Source organism: Cupriavidus sp. FW305-26 (genome assembly GCF_058787975.1).
The window spans coordinates 1-16,277 of record NZ_JBYTAH010000044.1; the positions used below are offsets into that span (position 1 = coordinate 1).

13 protein-coding genes and 1 pseudogene are annotated in these 16,277 nt (G+C 64.8%); 6 read left to right on the plus strand and 8 right to left on the minus strand.

Annotated elements, in window-relative coordinates; translation table 11 throughout:
- The 5 genes and pseudogenes from AC3WQZ_RS22190 to tssH all read right to left on the minus strand — a co-directional run.
- A pseudogene (locus tag AC3WQZ_RS22190) lies at nt 1-293 on the minus strand (type VI secretion system Vgr family protein); the annotation flags it as partial.
- Nucleotides 294-422: 129 nt separating this feature from the next.
- Nucleotides 423-908 (minus strand): Hcp family type VI secretion system effector, encoded by a 486-nt coding sequence (locus tag AC3WQZ_RS22195; protein ID WP_492301265.1) that lies wholly within the window; start codon nt 906-908, stop codon nt 423-425.
- 128 nt (nt 909-1,036) lie between these two features.
- Nucleotides 1,037-2,530, minus strand: coding sequence for a type VI secretion system contractile sheath large subunit (tssC, locus tag AC3WQZ_RS22200; RefSeq protein ID WP_439671302.1), 1,494 nt, complete (start codon nt 2,528-2,530; stop codon nt 1,037-1,039).
- Between the two features lie 49 nt (nt 2,531-2,579).
- Nucleotides 2,580-3,113 carry a type VI secretion system contractile sheath small subunit gene (tssB, locus tag AC3WQZ_RS22205; RefSeq protein ID WP_010811254.1) on the minus strand — a complete coding sequence of 178 codons (534 nt, stop codon included), beginning with the start codon at nt 3,111-3,113 and terminating at the stop codon, nt 2,580-2,582.
- A gap of 39 nt (nt 3,114-3,152) precedes the next feature.
- On the minus strand, nt 3,153-5,867 hold the full coding sequence (gene tssH, locus AC3WQZ_RS22210; protein WP_492301267.1) for a type VI secretion system ATPase TssH: 2,715 nt from the start codon (nt 5,865-5,867) through the stop codon (nt 3,153-3,155).
- A 454-nt stretch (nt 5,868-6,321) separates the two neighbouring features.
- Between tssH and AC3WQZ_RS22215 the strand changes: the two genes are divergently transcribed.
- Genes AC3WQZ_RS22215 through tssA form a run of 6 tightly spaced genes read left to right on the plus strand, consistent with a single transcriptional unit; the run spans nt 6,322 to nt 12,241 of the window.
- On the plus strand, nt 6,322-6,924 hold the full coding sequence (locus AC3WQZ_RS22215) for a TagK domain-containing protein (RefSeq protein WP_011614629.1): 603 nt from the start codon (nt 6,322-6,324) through the stop codon (nt 6,922-6,924).
- Entirely contained in the window at nt 6,914-7,750 is an 837-nt protein-coding gene (locus AC3WQZ_RS22220; RefSeq protein WP_011614628.1) for a type VI secretion system accessory protein TagJ, read from the plus strand. Before AC3WQZ_RS22215 ends, AC3WQZ_RS22220 begins: the two co-directional genes overlap by 11 nt.
- The gene (gene tssE, locus AC3WQZ_RS22225) at nt 7,743-8,264 is read left to right on the plus strand and encodes a type VI secretion system baseplate subunit TssE (protein WP_011614627.1); all 522 of its coding nucleotides are present in this window, start codon (nt 7,743-7,745) and stop codon (nt 8,262-8,264) included. The genes AC3WQZ_RS22220 and tssE overlap by 8 nt, the downstream gene beginning before the upstream one ends.
- A gap of 4 nt (nt 8,265-8,268) precedes the next feature.
- A complete protein-coding gene (tssF, locus tag AC3WQZ_RS22230; RefSeq protein ID WP_492301268.1) occupies nt 8,269-10,149 on the plus strand; it encodes a type VI secretion system baseplate subunit TssF in 1,881 nt (626 codons plus the stop codon).
- 2 nt (nt 10,150-10,151) lie between these two features.
- The gene (tssG, locus tag AC3WQZ_RS22235) at nt 10,152-11,192 is read left to right on the plus strand and encodes a type VI secretion system baseplate subunit TssG (RefSeq protein ID WP_492298307.1); all 1,041 of its coding nucleotides are present in this window, start codon (nt 10,152-10,154) and stop codon (nt 11,190-11,192) included.
- A 2-nt stretch (nt 11,193-11,194) separates the two neighbouring features.
- On the plus strand, nt 11,195-12,241 hold the full coding sequence (gene tssA / locus AC3WQZ_RS22240; protein ID WP_492301280.1) for a type VI secretion system protein TssA: 1,047 nt from the start codon (nt 11,195-11,197) through the stop codon (nt 12,239-12,241).
- Nucleotides 12,242-12,259: 18 nt separating this feature from the next.
- Here tssA and AC3WQZ_RS22245 read toward each other — a convergent pair whose 3' ends face one another.
- From AC3WQZ_RS22245 to fdhF, 3 genes are read right to left on the minus strand one after another with little or no spacing between them, the layout of a single operon-like run.
- Nucleotides 12,260-12,484, minus strand: coding sequence for a formate dehydrogenase subunit delta (locus AC3WQZ_RS22245; protein WP_010811246.1), 225 nt, complete (start codon nt 12,482-12,484; stop codon nt 12,260-12,262).
- Nucleotides 12,481-13,347 (minus strand): formate dehydrogenase accessory sulfurtransferase FdhD, encoded by an 867-nt coding sequence (gene fdhD / locus AC3WQZ_RS22250; protein ID WP_492298305.1) that lies wholly within the window; start codon nt 13,345-13,347, stop codon nt 12,481-12,483. The genes AC3WQZ_RS22245 and fdhD overlap by 4 nt, the downstream gene beginning before the upstream one ends.
- A 15-nt stretch (nt 13,348-13,362) precedes the next feature.
- Complete coding sequence (gene fdhF, locus AC3WQZ_RS22255) at nt 13,363-16,242, minus strand: formate dehydrogenase subunit alpha (protein WP_492298304.1); 2,880 nt, start codon at nt 16,240-16,242, stop codon at nt 13,363-13,365.
- Nucleotides 16,243-16,277 lie beyond the last annotated feature (35 nt).

A 16,277-nucleotide genomic window follows, 5' to 3' on the forward strand; every position in this document is an offset into this window, starting at 1 on the left:
GCCCCCACCCCACCCAGCAGGCCGGTGCCCATGCCATCGAGCTCGATGGTGACGGTCATCTCGCGGCCGATCATCGCATCGGGATCGGCCTCGGCAAGATACTGTTCCGCGGCAGGCGAGACCGCGCGCAGGTCTACCTTGTAGGTGAAGAGTTCGCTCAATCCCTCATGACCTGAGAGCTTCACGAACTCCAGCTGGGGCTGCCCCAACAGGTCGGGAATCGCCGCGCTGGAGACGCTGACGGTGCGATTCCGCCCAACGGCCAGGTTTTTCAGATTGTTTAGCGCACTCATGAGGTCATCTCTTTAACGGCCCTCAGAGTCGGGCCGTTGTCGTCCGCATGGATTCCGCATTCGGTCGGTGCCAGACTCCTTGGCCTCGCCAGCTTCAACACTGGTAGCCGGCGAGGCCAACCATGACAGTCAGGCTTCCTTATTGCCCTTGATGTCGTAGCCCGCGGTCACAGCACCACCGCTGCCGCCCTGGGCGTTCTGCACCACATACTCCTGCTTCACCCTGGAGAACGACAGCGCCACCTTCTCGCGCATGCGCACTTCGTCATCCACCGAGCCCTTGGGGCTCACCTTGGTGACGATCACGTCGGTCATGGTGAGCTTCAGGTATTCGAGCGGATTGCCGCCGGCCTTGCGCACCACCAGCACGGCCTCGTTGATGTGCTTGCCGGTCAGGCAGTACTTCATCAGGTTGGGCGAGGCGCGGTCGATGAAGTGCTCGAAGAACAGGTCCGACACGGTCGCCTTGCCGGCGCCGCCGCCGCTGCCCGCGTGCATGGTGGACTGCTGCTCGATGCTCCAGTCCCAGGCCAGCACTTCGACTTCGTTCTTGTGCGACGAATCCTGCGACTCGCCATCGATGCCATTGATCTTCAGGAAAATGTCCTGTGCCATTGCAAAACTCCTTGACGTTAAGACAGGTACTGCAGACAAGAGCCACAGCCAGGGCCGCGCCCCAATCAGGTCAGGGGCGCGATACCTCGGCGTGGAACTACCGGTACGTTTCAACGCCTGAGCGACGCTCAGGCGGCGTCCTTGACCGACGGCAGGCGCGCCACCAGCCGCAGCGAAACGGTCAGGCCCTCGAGCTGGAAGTGCGGACGCAGGAAGAACTTGGCGCTGTAGTAGCCGGGGTTGCCTTCCAGTTCCTCGACGACCACCTCCGCTGCAGCCAGCGGTCGGCGTGCCTTGGTCTCCTGCGACGAGTTGGCCGGGTCGGCATCAACGTAATTCATGATCCATTCGTTGAGCCAGCGCTGCATGTCCTCGCGTTCCTTGAAGGCGCCGATCTTGTCGCGCACGATGCACTTCAGGTAATGGGCAAAGCGCGAGCAGGCGAACAGGTACGGCAGGCGTGCCGAGAGGTTGGCATTGGCGGTCGCATCAGCGTCGTAGTACTCGGCTGGCTTCTGCATCGACTGGGCACCGATAAAAGCTGCGTAGTCGGTGTTCTTGCGGTGCACCAGCGAGATAAAGCCGTTCTTCGACAGTTCGGCTTCACGGCGGTCCGAGATGGCGATTTCGGTCGGGCACTTTATGTCAATGCCGCCATCGTCGGTCGGGAAGGTGTGGCACGGCAGGTTCTCGACCACGCCGCCGCTTTCGACGCCGCGGATCAGCGTGCACCAGCCATAGAGCTTGAACGATCGGTTGATGTTGACCGCCATGGCGTAGGCGGCATTGCTCCACACGTACTTGCGGTGATCCGCACCGTCGGTGTCTTCCTCGAAGTCAAATTCATCGACCGGATTGGTCTTGATGCCGTAGGGAAGGCGCGACAGGAAACGCGGCATGGCGAGGCCGACATAGCGGGCATCTTCCGAGTTGCGCAGGCTGTTCCACGGCGCGTATTCCAGGTTCTGGAATATCTTGGACAGATCGCGCGGATTGGCGAGTTCCTGCCACGAATCCATCTGCAGCACCGACGGCGAGGCGCCTGCAATGAACGGGGCGTGAGCCGCTGCCGAGATCTTGGCAAGCGAGCCAAGGAGTTCGACGTCGGGCGGTGTGTGATCGAAGTAGTAGTCGGCTACCAGGCAGCCGTAGGGTTCACCACCAAGCTGGCCGTACTCTTCTTCATAGATGCGCTTGAAGAACGGGCTTTGGTCCCAGCCGATGCCCTTGTAGCGGCGCAGGGTCCGGCGCAGCTCTTCCTTGGACACATCCATCACGCGGATGCGCAGCTTGTCGTCGGTTTCGGTGTTTGAGACCAGGTGGTGCAGGCCGCGCCAGGCGGACTCCAGCTTCTGGAAGTCCTCATGGTGCAGGATCAGGTTGATCTGCTCGGAGAGCTTCTTGTCGATGGCGCCGATGATGGCTTCGATGCTCTTGTAGGCATCATCGCTCATGGTGAACGAGCTGGCGAGCGCCTGCTCGGCCAGGGTCTTGACGGCGAGGTCGACGGCCTCGCGGGCCTGTTCGGTCTTGGGCGAGAATTCGCGGCTGATCAGCGCGGCGAAGTCGGAATGGTCAGCGCTCGCGAGCGCTTGCTGTTGTGCTGGTTGGGCGGTGGCCATGGAATCCTTGCTTGATGAGGTGGTTCAGGAAGGCAAGTAGCCGATCCATTCAGGACTGCGGCGACTGAGGTTCGTCGTCGCCGGCCCTGGGCTTGGGCGCCTTGGCAAGCGACTGCAGCAGCGCGGGATCCTGCAGCAACTGGTTGATCAGCGATTCGGCGCCGGACTTGCCATCCATGTAGGTCTGCAGGTTGGCGAGCTGGGTGCGGGCTTCGAGCAATTGCCTGAGCGCATCGACCTTGCCGGCTACCGCCGCGGGCGAGAAATCCTCGATGCTCTCGAATGTCATGTCGACCATGAGCTGGCCGTCGCCGGACAGCGTGTTGGGCACCGCAAACGCCACGCGCGGCTTCATGGCCTTCATGCGCTCGTCGAAGTTGTCGATATCGATCTCAAGAAACTTGCGATCGGCAACCGCCGGCAGCGGCTCGGCCGGCCTGCCCGACAGGTCGGCCAGCACGCCCATCACGAAGGGCAGCTCGATACGTTTCTCCGAGCCATAGACTTCGACGTCGTACTCGATCTGCACGCGCGGCGCGCGGTTGCGCGCGATGAATTTCTGCGAACTGTTCACAACAGACATGGATCTCCCCTGCGGGTTACATGGACATGCCGGTCGGCGTCAAGCCGAGCCGGCCTCGGGACACTCCGGCACAACGGCATCGTGGCCAGCGCGGTATTCGGTGTGGTAGGCGAGCCCGGCAGGCGCGCTGTCGGCGACGCGGATCGCGATCACGGCGAGCTCGCGCTTCTCGGACAGGGCCAACAGCCACAGGCGCGCCAGTTGCGGCTGGATGACCTGCTCAATGAAGCCGATCAGCTGCCGGGCGCCGGTCTCGCCGACCGGACAGCGCGCCACGATGAACTCGACCACCGGGTCGTCGTAAGTCAGCACAATGCCGTGCTGATGCTGCATGCGCACCGCCACGCGATCGAGATGCAGGCGCACGATGCGGCCCAGGTTTTCAGCCGCCAGCGGCAGATATGGCACGACTACCAGCCGCCCGAGGAACGCCGCCGGGAACACCTTGCGCAGCTCGGGCATCAGCGCGTCGCGCAGTGCAGCGGGCTCCGGCATCAGCGCCGGGTCTTCACAGAGATTCGCCAGCAGATCGGAGCCGGCATTGCTGGTGAGCAGCAGGATGGTGTTCCTGAAGTCGATATGGCGCCCCTCGCCATCCTCCATGTAGCCCTTGTCGAAGACCTGGTAGAAGACTTCGTGGATATCGGCATGGGCCTTCTCGACCTCGTCGAGCAACACCACGCTGTAGGGCCGGCGGCGCACCGCTTCGGTCAGTACGCCCCCTTCGCCGTAGCCGACATAACCCGGCGGCGCGCCCTTGAGCGTCGAGACGGTATGCGGCTCCTGGAATTCCGAGAGGTTGATGGTGATGAGGTTTTGCTCACCGCCGTACAGGGCGTCGGCCAACGCCAGCGCAGTCTCGGTCTTGCCAACGCCCGACGGGCCTGCCAGCAGGAAGACTCCGACCGGCTTGTTGGGGTCAGTCAGTTGTGCACGGGCGGTCGTGATGCGCTCCCCGAGCTGGATCAGCGCATGGCCTTGCCCGATCACGCGTTCGCCAAGTGTCTGCGGCAGCTGCATCACGGTTGCCACCTCGTCCGCGACCATGCGCCCAACCGGGATACCGGTCCAGTCGGCGACGATTGCGGCGACCACGCGTTCATCCACTTCCGTGTACACAAGCGGCGCATCCGCTTGCGCGGCATGAAGATGGCCCTCGAGCTCATCCAGGGTTCGTCGCGCCGGCGCGGCCACGGTCGATTCATCCGACGCGGACTGCACCAGTGCGTATCGGCGGGCGACCAGGTCGGTCGCCAGACCGCGCACCCGGTCCCAGCGCGCCGAGGCCAAAGCCAGGTCGGCTTCGAACTGCTCGCGCCGAGCCCGTGCGAGCGCAATCCGCGCAGCGTCCGGCCGGCCAAAGCCGGCTTCCCGGGCCAATAGTGCGCACTCGGCGTCGGCCGCGGCGAGTTCGTGGCGCAGATGTTCGACTTCTGCCGGGGGCGCATGCAATGACAGGGCTACGCGCGCACAAGCGGTGTCGAGCAGGCTGATCGCCTTGTCGGGCAACTGCCGCGACGGGATAAAGCGATGCGATAGCCTGACGGCGGCGCGCACCCCCTCGTCGCGGATCAGTACCTGGTGATGCGCCTCGAACGTCCGGACCAGACCCCGCACCATGGCAACCGCCCTGGCTTCGTCCGGTTCCATGACCTGCAGGACCTGGAAGCGGCGGGTGAGCGCCGGGTCCTTCTCGATGTGGCGCTTGTATTCGCTCCAGGTGGTGGCGCCGATCGTGCGCAGTGTCCCACGCGCCAGCGCCGGCTTGAGCAGGTTCGCGGCATCGCCGGTGCCGGCCTGGCCACCGGCGCCAACCAGTGTGTGGACCTCATCGACGAACAGGATCACGGGCGTCGGGGATTTGGCAGCTTCCTCAAGCACGCCCTTCAACCGCGCTTCGAACTCGCCTTTCATGCTGGCGCCCGCCAGCAGCGCACCCACGTCGAGGCTCAGCAGCCTGATGTCCTTCAGGCTGGGCGGCACCTCACCCGCGGCAATGGCCTGTGCCAGCCCCTCGATGACGGCGGTCTTGCCGACACCCGCCTCTCCGGTCAGGAGCGGATTGTTCTGACGGCGGCGCAGCAGGATGTCCGTCATGGTGCGGATCTCATGCTCGCGACCGATCACCGGATCCAGCCGGCCCGCGCGTGCCTCCTCGGTCAGGTCGCGGCAGTACCTGCCCAGGGCGGGCTTGCCGGCACTGGCAGGTGCCGTCGCGCCACTGGCTTCACCCGGTGTGGCCGGCGCCAGGCCACTGCCGTCATAAGCCGCTTCACGGCTCTCAGGCGATTGCGCGATGAGCGCCGGTGCCATTTCCACCAGGTCATCGGGCCGCACCTTCGCGAACTGGCTTGAGATGCCCAGCACCGTACGGCGCAACTCCGGCGTCTTGAGCAGCGCAGCGAGCAGATAAGCGCCGCGCACGTGGTCATCGGAAAAAGCAAGCGTCGCATAGACCCACGCTCGCTCGATCGCCGACTCAAGCTGGAACGAAAAGTCACTGATCGAGGTGGCGCCGGCAGGCAACGCGGCCAGCGCGCGGGTCAGGTCGGCTTCAAGCACGGACAGGTCGGCGCCGGCATGGCGCAGCATCCGCTGCAGGTCGCCATCCGGGGCTTGCAGCAGTTGGTGGAGCCAATGCACAAGCTCCACGTACGGGTTGCCGCGGAGCTTGCAAAAGGCCGTCGCGCTTTCGATCGCCTTGAATAGCGTGAGATTGAGTCGGCCAAATAAGGCCTGACGCGAAATATCCATTCGATTCCTTTGCCGTTCGCCCCTTGGATAAGAGGACTACCATTGCACGGAGATTTTGTTATTTGGCTTTTTTAGGATATGACCAAAACAATACGCTAGCAAATGTCTCGTCCGCGACCAGGCCTCTGGCGCATCGGCACCCAAAATCGATATAACCCATTGATTTTATGTACTTTATTCACTCCATCGCGCGGTTATCACGTTTTCTTCTGGCCGACAATGACCCAACACCGTGTCCCCATGGAATATTACAATTTTTGACAATCCATCCGAGATATACATCATTTTTATCCAATGTCCATAGGATCACCCTTAAATCTCTATGATCACTTTTTAATTCTGATTTTCCGGATATTAAATAGGAAAATTCCATTCCATTTAGAATTTCGTTACGCCAGGATTTGCGATTATCATCAGACGCTTTCGAAAACCAATAACCTCAGGTGGCCGGGCTATGAGCGACTGGCAGAACCGCACTGCGGAAATCCACGCCGTCAACGCCAGACTCGATGGCGACAGCAATGCGCCCTGGCCTTGGGATGCGCTCGGCGGGACGCAGCCAGACGGTGCCGATCCGTTCTCGCTGGTGAAGCCAGCCGGTGGTGCGGGGACAACGGCGGCGGCTGGCCCTGAGCCGGCCGACGTGCTCGATCAGCTCAAACGCGAGGCCGAGGCGGCGCTAAGGGACCCGAACTACGTCAGTGCACATGCCAGCTCCAATGCAGCGTCGACAGCTCCGATCCCGGCGGAGGGCGAACCGAAGCCGCTGCAAACGCTCGCGCGCGAAGCGAACCATGCCGATAGCTTGATGGACATGCTGGACACGGCAGGCCATATTGATTCGCTGATCGGCTCCCGGGAATCCCTGGAAGAGCACGAACTCTTTTCAACCCCGGCTGCGCCGGACGTGCTGTGGCTGTTCGCTGGCGACATTGCGCCCACGCGGCGCCGCGATGTCACGGCCCTGCTTACCCGTCGCGAACACCATCTGGTGTCGATGGACAGCGCCTACCGTCCCGCGCCGGCGCTGCCGCCTGATCCTGGCCATGACGCTTGAAGCGCACACCCCTCGTCAGGCACCCGGCACGGGGCTGTCATCAATCCTTCGCCGAAGCGGCTCGGTCAAAGGCGCGCTGGCCCAGACGGAGGCGCAGGTCCGCGAGGAACCTGGCTCTTTCGCTTTCCGTTGGCAGCTATTCCAGTGGCTCTGCGTGGTCGGTGACTGGTCCAGGGCCCTCAAGCAATTGCAGGTCGCCACGCAGCTTGCGCCCGGCTTCGCGCAAACCGCGCATGTGTACCGCGACCTGATCCGTGCGGAGGTGTTTCGTGGCGAGGTATTCGCCGGCCAGCGCACCCCCGGCTCGCTGCTGCCGGCCCCGGCGTGGGTGGCAAAGCTCCACACGGCTCTGGCGGAAAACAAGGCCGGCGAATGCTCAGCCGCGGACGCCAGCCGGCACCTGGCCCTGTCGCAGGTGCCAGCCTCAGCCGGCGCGCACGACGGCGTGCGCTTTGCCTGGATTACCGACACAGACACACGGCTGGGACCGACCTGCGAGATCGTGACCGCGGGGCGCTACGCCTGGCTGCCCTTTGCGCAGATGCGCAAGATCGAGTTGGGCAAGGCGTCCGGGTTGCTGGATCTGTTATGGCGCCCGGCCACGGTGACACTCGCCGACGGCGTGGTCAGCCGTGGCTTCCTGCCGGTGCGCTACCCAGGCTCCGAACAAGGCAGCGACGGGATTCGGCTGGCTCGCGAAACCAGCTGGAGTGAAGCGGGTGAGACAGGTGTCATCGGTTTCGGCCAGAAGACCTGGATGACAGACACGGGAGATGTCGCCATGCTGGATGTGACAACGCTCACCCTGGACGCGGAGCATGGCTGAACACCGCCCGCCGCGCCGCCCGAATTCGCAACTGCTGCCGACGTTGCTGGACCGGCTGCGCGACGACGCGCCCCAGCGCCAGACGGAAAGCGCGGACGAATACACCGTCACGCGTGCCCAGATGCGCGAGATCATCCAACGCGACCTCACCTATCTGCTCAACACCACCAATCGCGAGGATGAAATCGATCGCAAGCGCTATCCCGCTGCTGCCGCATCGACCATCAACTACGGCGTGTCCCCGGTCGCCGGCAGTTATCTGGCCGAACACAAGTGGAGCGATATCGTCACCATCGTCAGGCGTGCGATCCTGGACTTCGAACCCCGGCTCATCCCCGGCTCGCTGGAAGTGAAGCCGCTACTGAAAGAAGATGCGCCACAACGCTATAACACCCTGGTGTTCGAGATCAAAGGCCTGATCCATATGAACCCGTATCCGATGGCGTTCACTGCCCAAAGCTCGCTCGACCTGGAAACCAGCCGGATGAGTGTCCAATCGATCCACGCCAGCTGACACCATGGATCCGCAACTGCTCGATTACTACAATCGCGAGCTCGTCTATATGCGCGAGCTGGCCGGGGAATTCGCCAAACAGCACCCGAAGGTCGCGAAACGGCTGGGCATGCAGGGCATCGAGGTGGCCGACCCCTACGTCGAGCGCCTGATCGAGGCGTTCTGCTTCCTGTCAGCGCGTACCGAGATCAAGCTGGACGCAGAGTTCCCACGCTTCACCCAGCGGCTGCTGGAGGTGATCTACCCCAACTATGTGGCGCCGACGCCATCGATTGCGGTCGCGCAGTTCCGACCCAGCCAGAACGAGGGCGATTTTGCGCATGGCGTGGAGGTTCCGCGCGGCACGGAGGTCAACGCGGCGGCGGCGCCTGGAGAGAAGACGGCCTGCCAGTTCAGGACCACGCAGCCGTTGACACTGTGGCCGGTTGAGATCACCGAAGCGCGGCTCACTGGCATTCCGCCCGATGTCAGGGGGCCGGAGCGCTATGTGCCCGCCCATGTGACAGTACAGGGTGCACTGCGGTTGCGCCTGCGCTGTACGCGAGGCGCGACCTTCGACCAGCTGCCCGGCCTGGACCACCTGCCGGTCTATCTGCGCGGCGATGACCTGATCGCCTCACAACTGTTCGAACTGTTGCACAGCGCCGGTGTGGCGACGCTGATCGGACACCCCGGGGCCATGAGCGAGCGCCCCTGCGCAGTGGCGCAGGATGCTGTCAGTTACGTGGGAATGGGACCGGGCGAAGGCGCGCTGCCTTTGCAGTGGAACAGCTTCCACGGGCACAACCTGTTGCATGAGTACTTCGCTTGCCCACAGCGCTTCTATTTCTTCGGCCTCAACAAGCTCGCTCAGGGCCTGAGCCGGATCCGCGGCAAGGAAGCCGAGATCGTCGTGCTGCTGTCAAAGCCGCCCCGGGATCTGACCAGCAAGGTCGACCGCGAACAGTTCGCGCTGTTTTGCACACCGGTGGTCAATCTGTTTCCAAAGCGCACCGATCGCATCGAGGTCACGCCGGGCCGCGCCGAGTTTCACCTGGTCGCCGACCGGCAGCATCCGCTTGACTACGAAATCCACACCGTCAGGCAGCTCTGCGCACAAAGGTCCGAGCACAGCGCAGGCATCGACTTCCAGCCGCTCTTTACCACCCTGAATAGTGATGAAGGCAACCACGGCCGCTACTTTTCCCTGCGGCGCGAGCGTCGGCTGATCTCTGAGCAGGCTCGCAAGTACGGCACACGCACGGCATACGTCGGCACCGAGCTGTTCGTGTCGCTGGTGGACCAGAACGAAGCTCCCTACCCGGACGCCTTGCGCTACCTGTCAGTGGAATCGCTGGTTACAAATCGCGATCTGCCCAATCTGGTACCGCGCAATGGCCGGCACGACCTGACCCCGGCAGCTTCCATCCCCGTGGACGGGATCGGCCTGATCCGCGCGCCGTCGGCACCACGGCCGCCCTATGCGGACGGAGAAATGGCCTGGCGCCTGATACGGCTGCTGGGCTTCAACTACTTGTCGCTGACCGACCTGGAGCATCGCTCAGGCGGCCAGGGCCTGCGTGACATGCTGCGGCATTTCGTGGCGAACGACGACCTCGCGCACCAGGGGCAAATCCAGAGCCTGATCGGCGCGAACGTGAAGCCAGTCATGCGCCGGCTGCCAGGCAACGGGCCCTTGATCTACGGCCGCGGCATCCAGTGCCAGCTCACGGTGGACGAAGGCGGCTTCTCCGGCATCAGCCCATACCTGTTCGGCGTGGTGCTGGAGCATTTCCTGGCGCGCCACGTCTCGGTCAATGTCTTCACGCAAACCGAACTGCACTCCATGCAACGCGGCCTGGTGCATCGTTGGCCCGTGCGCATGGGCGGCCGCAGCGCCGTGTAGCCATGTTCAAAGGCAACGACGACAATGTGCCGCCCTCGCCGGCGGCGACGGCCGCGCCCGGAAACTATGCCGGCCAGGCGCCGTGGAAGCTGAGCTTCCTGGGGCTCCTGCGGCATCTGTCCGCCCGGCACCCTGACTTGCCCCCGATCGGGCAGGCAAGCCGGCCACGCGACGAGCCTTTCCGGGCTGGCCAGCAGGCCGCGCTCACCTTCGCGCCCCGGGAGATCGCGCAGGTGCAGCCGCTGGCCGGCCGGCTCAAGGTGCAATTGTTTGGCTTGGGTATGCTGGGGCCGAACGGGGCGCTGCCGATTCACCTGACGGAAGTTGTACGCGAGCGTAGCGAAGCACACCGGGACAACACCACCGCCGACTTCCTGGATCTTTTCCACCATCGCGCCTTCACGCAGTTCTACCGCGCGTGGGCAAGCGCCCAAGCCACCGCGGGCCTCGATCGGCGCGACTGCGAGGTGTTCTCCCGCTATGTCGGCTGGCTGGCGGGCAATGAAGCCGACGAAATCGCGCACAGCACCCTGCCGCCGCACGCCCGGCTCGCTGCGAGTGCGCACCAGGTGCGCGAAGCGCGCGATCCCGACGGCATCGCGGCCACGCTTTCTCACTTCTTTGGTGTGCCCGTCAGGCTTGAAGAGTATGTATTGCACTGGATCGCCGTCGATCCGGCCGAGCGCAGCCGCCTGGGACACCCGGGCGCCCCAGGCGTCATGGGGCAAGGCGCCATGCTTGGCGAAATGGTGCCGGACCGCCAACACAAGTTCCGCCTGGTGATCGGCCCGCTCGGGTTGCAGCAATACTTGAACTTCACGCCGAACGGCAGGGACCTTCCGACGCTCATCGAATGGGTGCGCGCCTTCGTCGGCTTCGAGTTCGTCTGGGAAGCCGAGCTGCAGGTGATCCCGGACTCGGCGCCGCCTGCCATCCTGGGCTCGCAGGAACGCCTGGGCTGGTCCACATGGCTGAGCGAACCGGATCGAAGCCGCGCCATCACCGGCATGGTGTTCGAGCCCGAACACTATGCAACACACTGACCATGAATGCCAAAGCCAAGGCCGTACCGGTGCCAAGACCTGACTTTCCCTTCCCGGAACTGCTGGAACCTGTCGCACCCGACAGGCCATGCGGTGACGACCTGGAGTACGACCCTGAGTTCGTCGTGCTGCTGGCCAAGGCGGCGCCGAAGCCCGACGCGCAGTACGGCAACTTCGTCAGCGAGCCCGAGGCCATCAACTGGGCGGATCTGGAGCGCGACTGCCGGCGCCTGCTGCTGCGCACGCGCGACATCCGCATCCTGGCGCTGCTGCTGCGCTGCCGTACCCGGCTAGGCCAGGCAAGCGGCCTGCGCGACGGACTCGCGGCCATGGCGCGGCTGCTGGCAAAATGGCCCGATGCCATCCATCCGCAGTTATGCGTCGATGGCGAAACCGATCCCGCGATGCGCGCCAATGCGCTCGCCGCGCTGACCGACCCGGAGGGGCTGATGCGGGACGTGCGGGAGTTGACGATCACAGGCAACGCGGCGCTCCGGCTGCAGATCCGGGATGTCGAGCGCTCGCTCGGCGTGCCGCGGCCCGCGGACGCCCTGGCGCCGGAATCGGTGCGGCAGCAAATGCAGGATCTGCGCCAGCAGAACAGCCCCGCCCTCACGGCACTCGACGAGGCCGCAGGCCAGGCAGCGGCCATTGACGGTTGGGCAAAAGCCAACCTCCGGCAGGACAGCCCCGACTTGAGCCCTCTGCTCAAGCTGCTTGGCATGATGACGAGCACTGTCGCGACCGCCCCGGCACCGCCGGTCGCCGCATCCACCGCCGCGCCAGTCGCTTCTCCTTCATGCGGCGATGCTGCCGGCGGTCTTTCCCCTGCCGCAACCGCCGTGCACTCAGGCGCCTGCAAACCGCGGGATCGCGATGCCACCCTGGCCGCCATCCGCACCGCGCGTCAATGGTTCGAGTTCCACGAACCCAGCAGCCCGGTGGCACTGCTGCTCAGGCAAGCCGAGCGGCTGACCGGCAAGCGCTTCGATGAAGTGTTCCAGGCGATCCCTGCGGATCTGGTGGAGCGCTGGGCGCAGGACACATAGCGGCAACCGGCCTGCAAGCTACTCCAGCATCGCCCGATGCCGCCCCAGCGCCTCGCGCACGATGTCCAGCAGCCCGCTCCCTGCCTCGGCATCCACATGCCCCAGCAAGGCCTTGCGCATGCGCGGCTCCCAAAACCGCTTGATATGCCCTGCAATATCAGAGACGGCCTCTTCCCGATCCGGCATGGCCTCGAAGAAGCTGCCGATCTGGTTGGCCATGGTGATGAGGTTGTCGATCTTCATGCCAGGCTCGCTTCGTGCTGCAGGCGTTGGGGATGGGCATAGACCACGTGCGCGCCGGCGCGCACGAAGCCGGCCAGGGTGATGCTGGCTTGTTCGGCAAGCCGCACGGCCAGCGCCGTCGGTGCGGACACTGCGGCGAGCACGCCGGCGCCGATGGCGGCGGTCTTCAGCACCATTTCATAGCTGGCGCGGCTGGTCACCAGCACCGCGCCGCTGGAGATGTCCTCGCCGCTGCTGGCGAGCGCGCCCGCCAGCTTGTCCAGCGCGTTGTGGCGGCCCACGTCTTCACGCACCAGTGATACATGGCCATCGGCACGCAGCCATGCGGCAGCGTGCGTCGCACCCGTGTGTTGCTGCAGATCCTGCCGCAGTTGCAGTTGCACGAACGCGGCCTGGATCACGTCGGTATGGAAGCTGGCATCGCTGCGCACCGGTGCCGGCAGGCGCATCACCTGTTCCAGCGATTCGGTGCCGCACAGCCCGCAGCCGGTGCGCCCGGCCAGCGAGCGGCGGCGGTCCTTGAGCCGCATGAAGGCTTCCGATGCGATCTCCAGCTGCACGGCGATGCCGTGCTCGCGCGTGTCGATCTCGATGTCATAGACGTCGCTGGCACGGGTAACGATGCCTTCGCTCAGGCTGAAGCCGAGTGCGAAGTCCTCCAGGTCGGCCGGCGTCGCCAGCATCACCGCGTGCGAGATGCCGTTGTACACCAGCGCGACCGGCACTTCCTCGGCCACTTCATCGGGGCTCAGCATCAGCTCGCCGCGGCGCCAGCGGCTGACGGCGAAGGTGCTGTGAGTGGGCGGCTCGGCGTCTCTGGCCGCGGCCGGATGCACCTCCGGTGACTGCATGCAGCGCATCATGGTACGGCCCTCCGCTCAGCGTACGGCCTGCGCCGGGTCGGCGCTGGCGGCTTCCAGCAGTTGCAGCTGCTGGGCGTTGAACTCCTGGTACTCCCGCTGCCACGCCGACGGCTGCGCCACCGGCAGCACCTGCACCGCGGTCACCTTGTACTCCGGGCAGTTGGTGGCCCAGTCGGAGTTGTCGGTGGTGATCACGTTGGCGCCGGATTCCGGGAAGTGGAAGGTGGTGTAGACCACGCCCGGCTGCATGCGCTCGCTGACGATCGCGCGCAGCACCGTGTCGCCGGCACGGCTCTGCACCCCGACCCAGTCGCCGTCCTTGATGCCGCGCTCCTCGGCATCGTGCGGATGGATCTCGAGCCGGTCCTCGGCATGCCAGTAGACGTTGTCGGTACGGCGCGTCTGCGCGCCGACGTTGTATTGCGACAGGATGCGGCCGGTGGTCAGGATCAGCGGGAAGGCGCGCGTGATCTTCTCGGTGGTGGGCACGTACTTGGTGATGATGAACTTGCCCTTGCCGCGCACGAAGGTGTCGATATGCATGGTCGGCGTGCCTTCCGGCGCGTCGGCGTTGCACGGCCACTGGATGCTGCCGAGCTGGTCCAGGCGCTTGTAGCTGACACCGGCGAAGGTCGGCGTCAGGCGCGCGATCTCGTCCATGATCTCCGACGGATGCCTGTAGTCCATCGGGTAGCCCAGCGCATTGGCCAGCAGGATGGTGGCTTCCCAGTCGGCATAGCGCGCCTTGGGCGGCATCACCTTGCGCACGCGCGAGATGCGGCGCTCGGCGTTGGTGAAGGTGCCGTCCTTTTCCAGGAAGGACGAGCCCGGCAGGAACACGTGCGCGTACTTGGCGGTCTCGTTCAGGAAGATGTCCTGCACCACGATGCATTCCATCGATGACAGCGCCTCGGACACGTGCTGCGTGTTCGGGTCGGACTGGACAATGTCCTCGCCCTGGCAGTAGAGGCCCTTGAAGCTGCCGGCCAGCGCGGCTTCAAACATATTGGGGATGCGCAGGCCCGGCTCGGGGCTGATCTCGACATTCCACGCGGCTTCGAACAGACCGCGCGTGGTCGAGTCCGACACGTGGCGATAGCCCGGCAGCTCATGCGGGAACGAACCGATGTCGCACGAGCCCTGCACATTGTTCTGGCCGCGCAGCGGGTTCACACCCACGCCTTCGCGGCCGATATTACCGGTGGCCATGGCGAGGTTGGCAATGCCCATCACGGTGGTGGAGCCTTGCGCATGCTCGGTCACGCCCAGGCCGTAGTAGATCGCAGCGTTGCCGCCGGTGGCATACAGGCGTGCGGCACCGCGCAGCTGTTCCGCCGGAATGCCGGTCACGCTTTCCATCGCCTCCGGCGAGTTCTCCGGCAGCGAGACGAAATCGCGCCATTGCTGGAAGGCGCGGTCCTCGCAGCGCTCGGCGATGAAAGCTTCGTTGAGCAGGCCTTCGGTGACGATCACGTGGGCCAGCGAGGTCACCAGCGCCACGTTGGTGCCCGGGCGCAGTTGCAGGTGATAGTCGGCACGGATATGCGGGGAGTCGACCAGGTCGATGCGGCGCGGATCGACCACGATCAGCCTGGCGCCGGCGCGCAGGCGCTTCTTCATGCGCGACGCAAAGACCGGGTGGCCGTCGGTCGGGTTGGCACCGATCACCATGATCACGTCGGCCTTCTCCACCGACTTGAAGGTCTGCGTGCCGGCCGATTCGCCCAGGGTCTGCTTCAGGCCGTAGCCGGTCGGCGAATGGCACACGCGCGCGCAGGTGTCGACGTTGTTGTTGCCGAAGGCTGCGCGCACCAGCTTCTGCACCAGGTAGCCCTCTTCATTGGTGCAGCGCGACGACACGATGCCGCCGATGGAGTCCCTGCCGTGCTCGGCCTGGATACGCTTGAACTGCGACGCGGCATAGTCGATCGCCTCTTCCCACGACACCTCGCGCCACGGATCGGTGATCTTGGCGCGGATCATCGGCTTGAGGATGCGGTCCTTGTGCGTGGCGTAGCCCCAGGCAAAGCGGCCCTTGACGCAGGCGTGGCCTTCATTGGCCTTGCCGTCCTTGTACGGCACCATGCGCACCACTTCATTGCCCTTCATCTCGGCCTTGAACGAACAGCCCACGCCGCAATAGGCACAGGTGGTCACGGTGCTGTGCGAGGGCTGGCCGAACTTGATCACCGAGGTCTCGGTCAGCGTCGCGGTCGGGCACGCCTGCACGCAGGCGCCGCACGAGACGCAGTCCGATTCCATGAACGACTGGCTGGTTCCGGGCGAAACGCGGGAATCGAAGCCGCGGCCGCTGATGGTCAGGGCGAAGGTGCCCTGCGTTTCCTCGCAGGCGCGCACGCAGCGGTTGCAGACGATGCACTTGGAGGGGTCGTAGGTGAAGTAAGGATTGGATTCGTCCTTCTTCATCTGCGTGTGCGTCGCGATCGGCGCAGCTTCCGGGCCGCCGTCGTTGTAGCGCACTTCACGCAGGCCGACCACGCCGGCCATGTCCTGCAGCTCGCAGTTGCCGTTGGTCGGGCAGGTCAGGCAATCGAGCGGGTGGTCGGAGATATACAGCTCCATCACGCCGCGGCGCAGGTCGGCCAGCTTGTCGCTCTGTGTCTTGACCTTCATGCCGGCTTCGACCGGCGTGGTGCACGATGCCGGATAGCCGCGGCGCCCTTCGATCTCGACCAGGCACAGCCGGCACGAGCCGAAGGCTTCGAGGCTGTCGGTGGCGCACAGCTTGGGGACGGCGATCTGCGCTTCCATCGCGGCGCGCATCACCGAGGTGCCGGCGGGCACGGTGACGCTGACGCCATCGACCTCCAGGGTGACCAGTTCGGTGGATGGGCTGGCGGGCGTGCCGAAATCGATCTCGTTGCGGGCGTTCATGGCGGTTTGTCTCCCGTGTCTCTGCTGGACCTGGC

Bases quoted from the DNA above. Each gene is read 5' to 3' on its own strand.
- AC3WQZ_RS22195 (WP_492301265.1), bottom strand. From the start codon at position 908: ATGGCACAGGACATTTTCCTGAAGATCAATGGCATCGATGGCGAGTCG.
- tssC (WP_439671302.1), bottom strand. From the start codon at position 2,530: ATGGCCACCGCCCAACCAGCACAACAGCAAGCGCTCGCGAGCGCTGAC.
- tssB (WP_010811254.1), bottom strand. From the start codon at position 3,113: ATGTCTGTTGTGAACAGTTCGCAGAAATTCATCGCGCGCAACCGCGCG.
- tssH (WP_492301267.1), bottom strand. From the start codon at position 5,867: ATGGATATTTCGCGTCAGGCCTTATTTGGCCGACTCAATCTCACGCTA.
- AC3WQZ_RS22215 (WP_011614629.1), top strand. From the start codon at position 6,322: ATGAGCGACTGGCAGAACCGCACTGCGGAAATCCACGCCGTCAACGCC.
- AC3WQZ_RS22220 (WP_011614628.1), top strand. From the start codon at position 6,914: ATGACGCTTGAAGCGCACACCCCTCGTCAGGCACCCGGCACGGGGCTG.
- tssE (WP_011614627.1), top strand. From the start codon at position 7,743: ATGGCTGAACACCGCCCGCCGCGCCGCCCGAATTCGCAACTGCTGCCG.
- tssF (WP_492301268.1), top strand. From the start codon at position 8,269: ATGGATCCGCAACTGCTCGATTACTACAATCGCGAGCTCGTCTATATG.
- tssG (WP_492298307.1), top strand. From the start codon at position 10,152: ATGTTCAAAGGCAACGACGACAATGTGCCGCCCTCGCCGGCGGCGACG.
- tssA (WP_492301280.1), top strand. From the start codon at position 11,195: ATGAATGCCAAAGCCAAGGCCGTACCGGTGCCAAGACCTGACTTTCCC.
- AC3WQZ_RS22245 (WP_010811246.1), bottom strand. From the start codon at position 12,484: ATGAAGATCGACAACCTCATCACCATGGCCAACCAGATCGGCAGCTTC.
- fdhD (WP_492298305.1), bottom strand. From the start codon at position 13,347: ATGATGCGCTGCATGCAGTCACCGGAGGTGCATCCGGCCGCGGCCAGA.
- fdhF (WP_492298304.1), bottom strand. From the start codon at position 16,242: ATGAACGCCCGCAACGAGATCGATTTCGGCACGCCCGCCAGCCCATCC.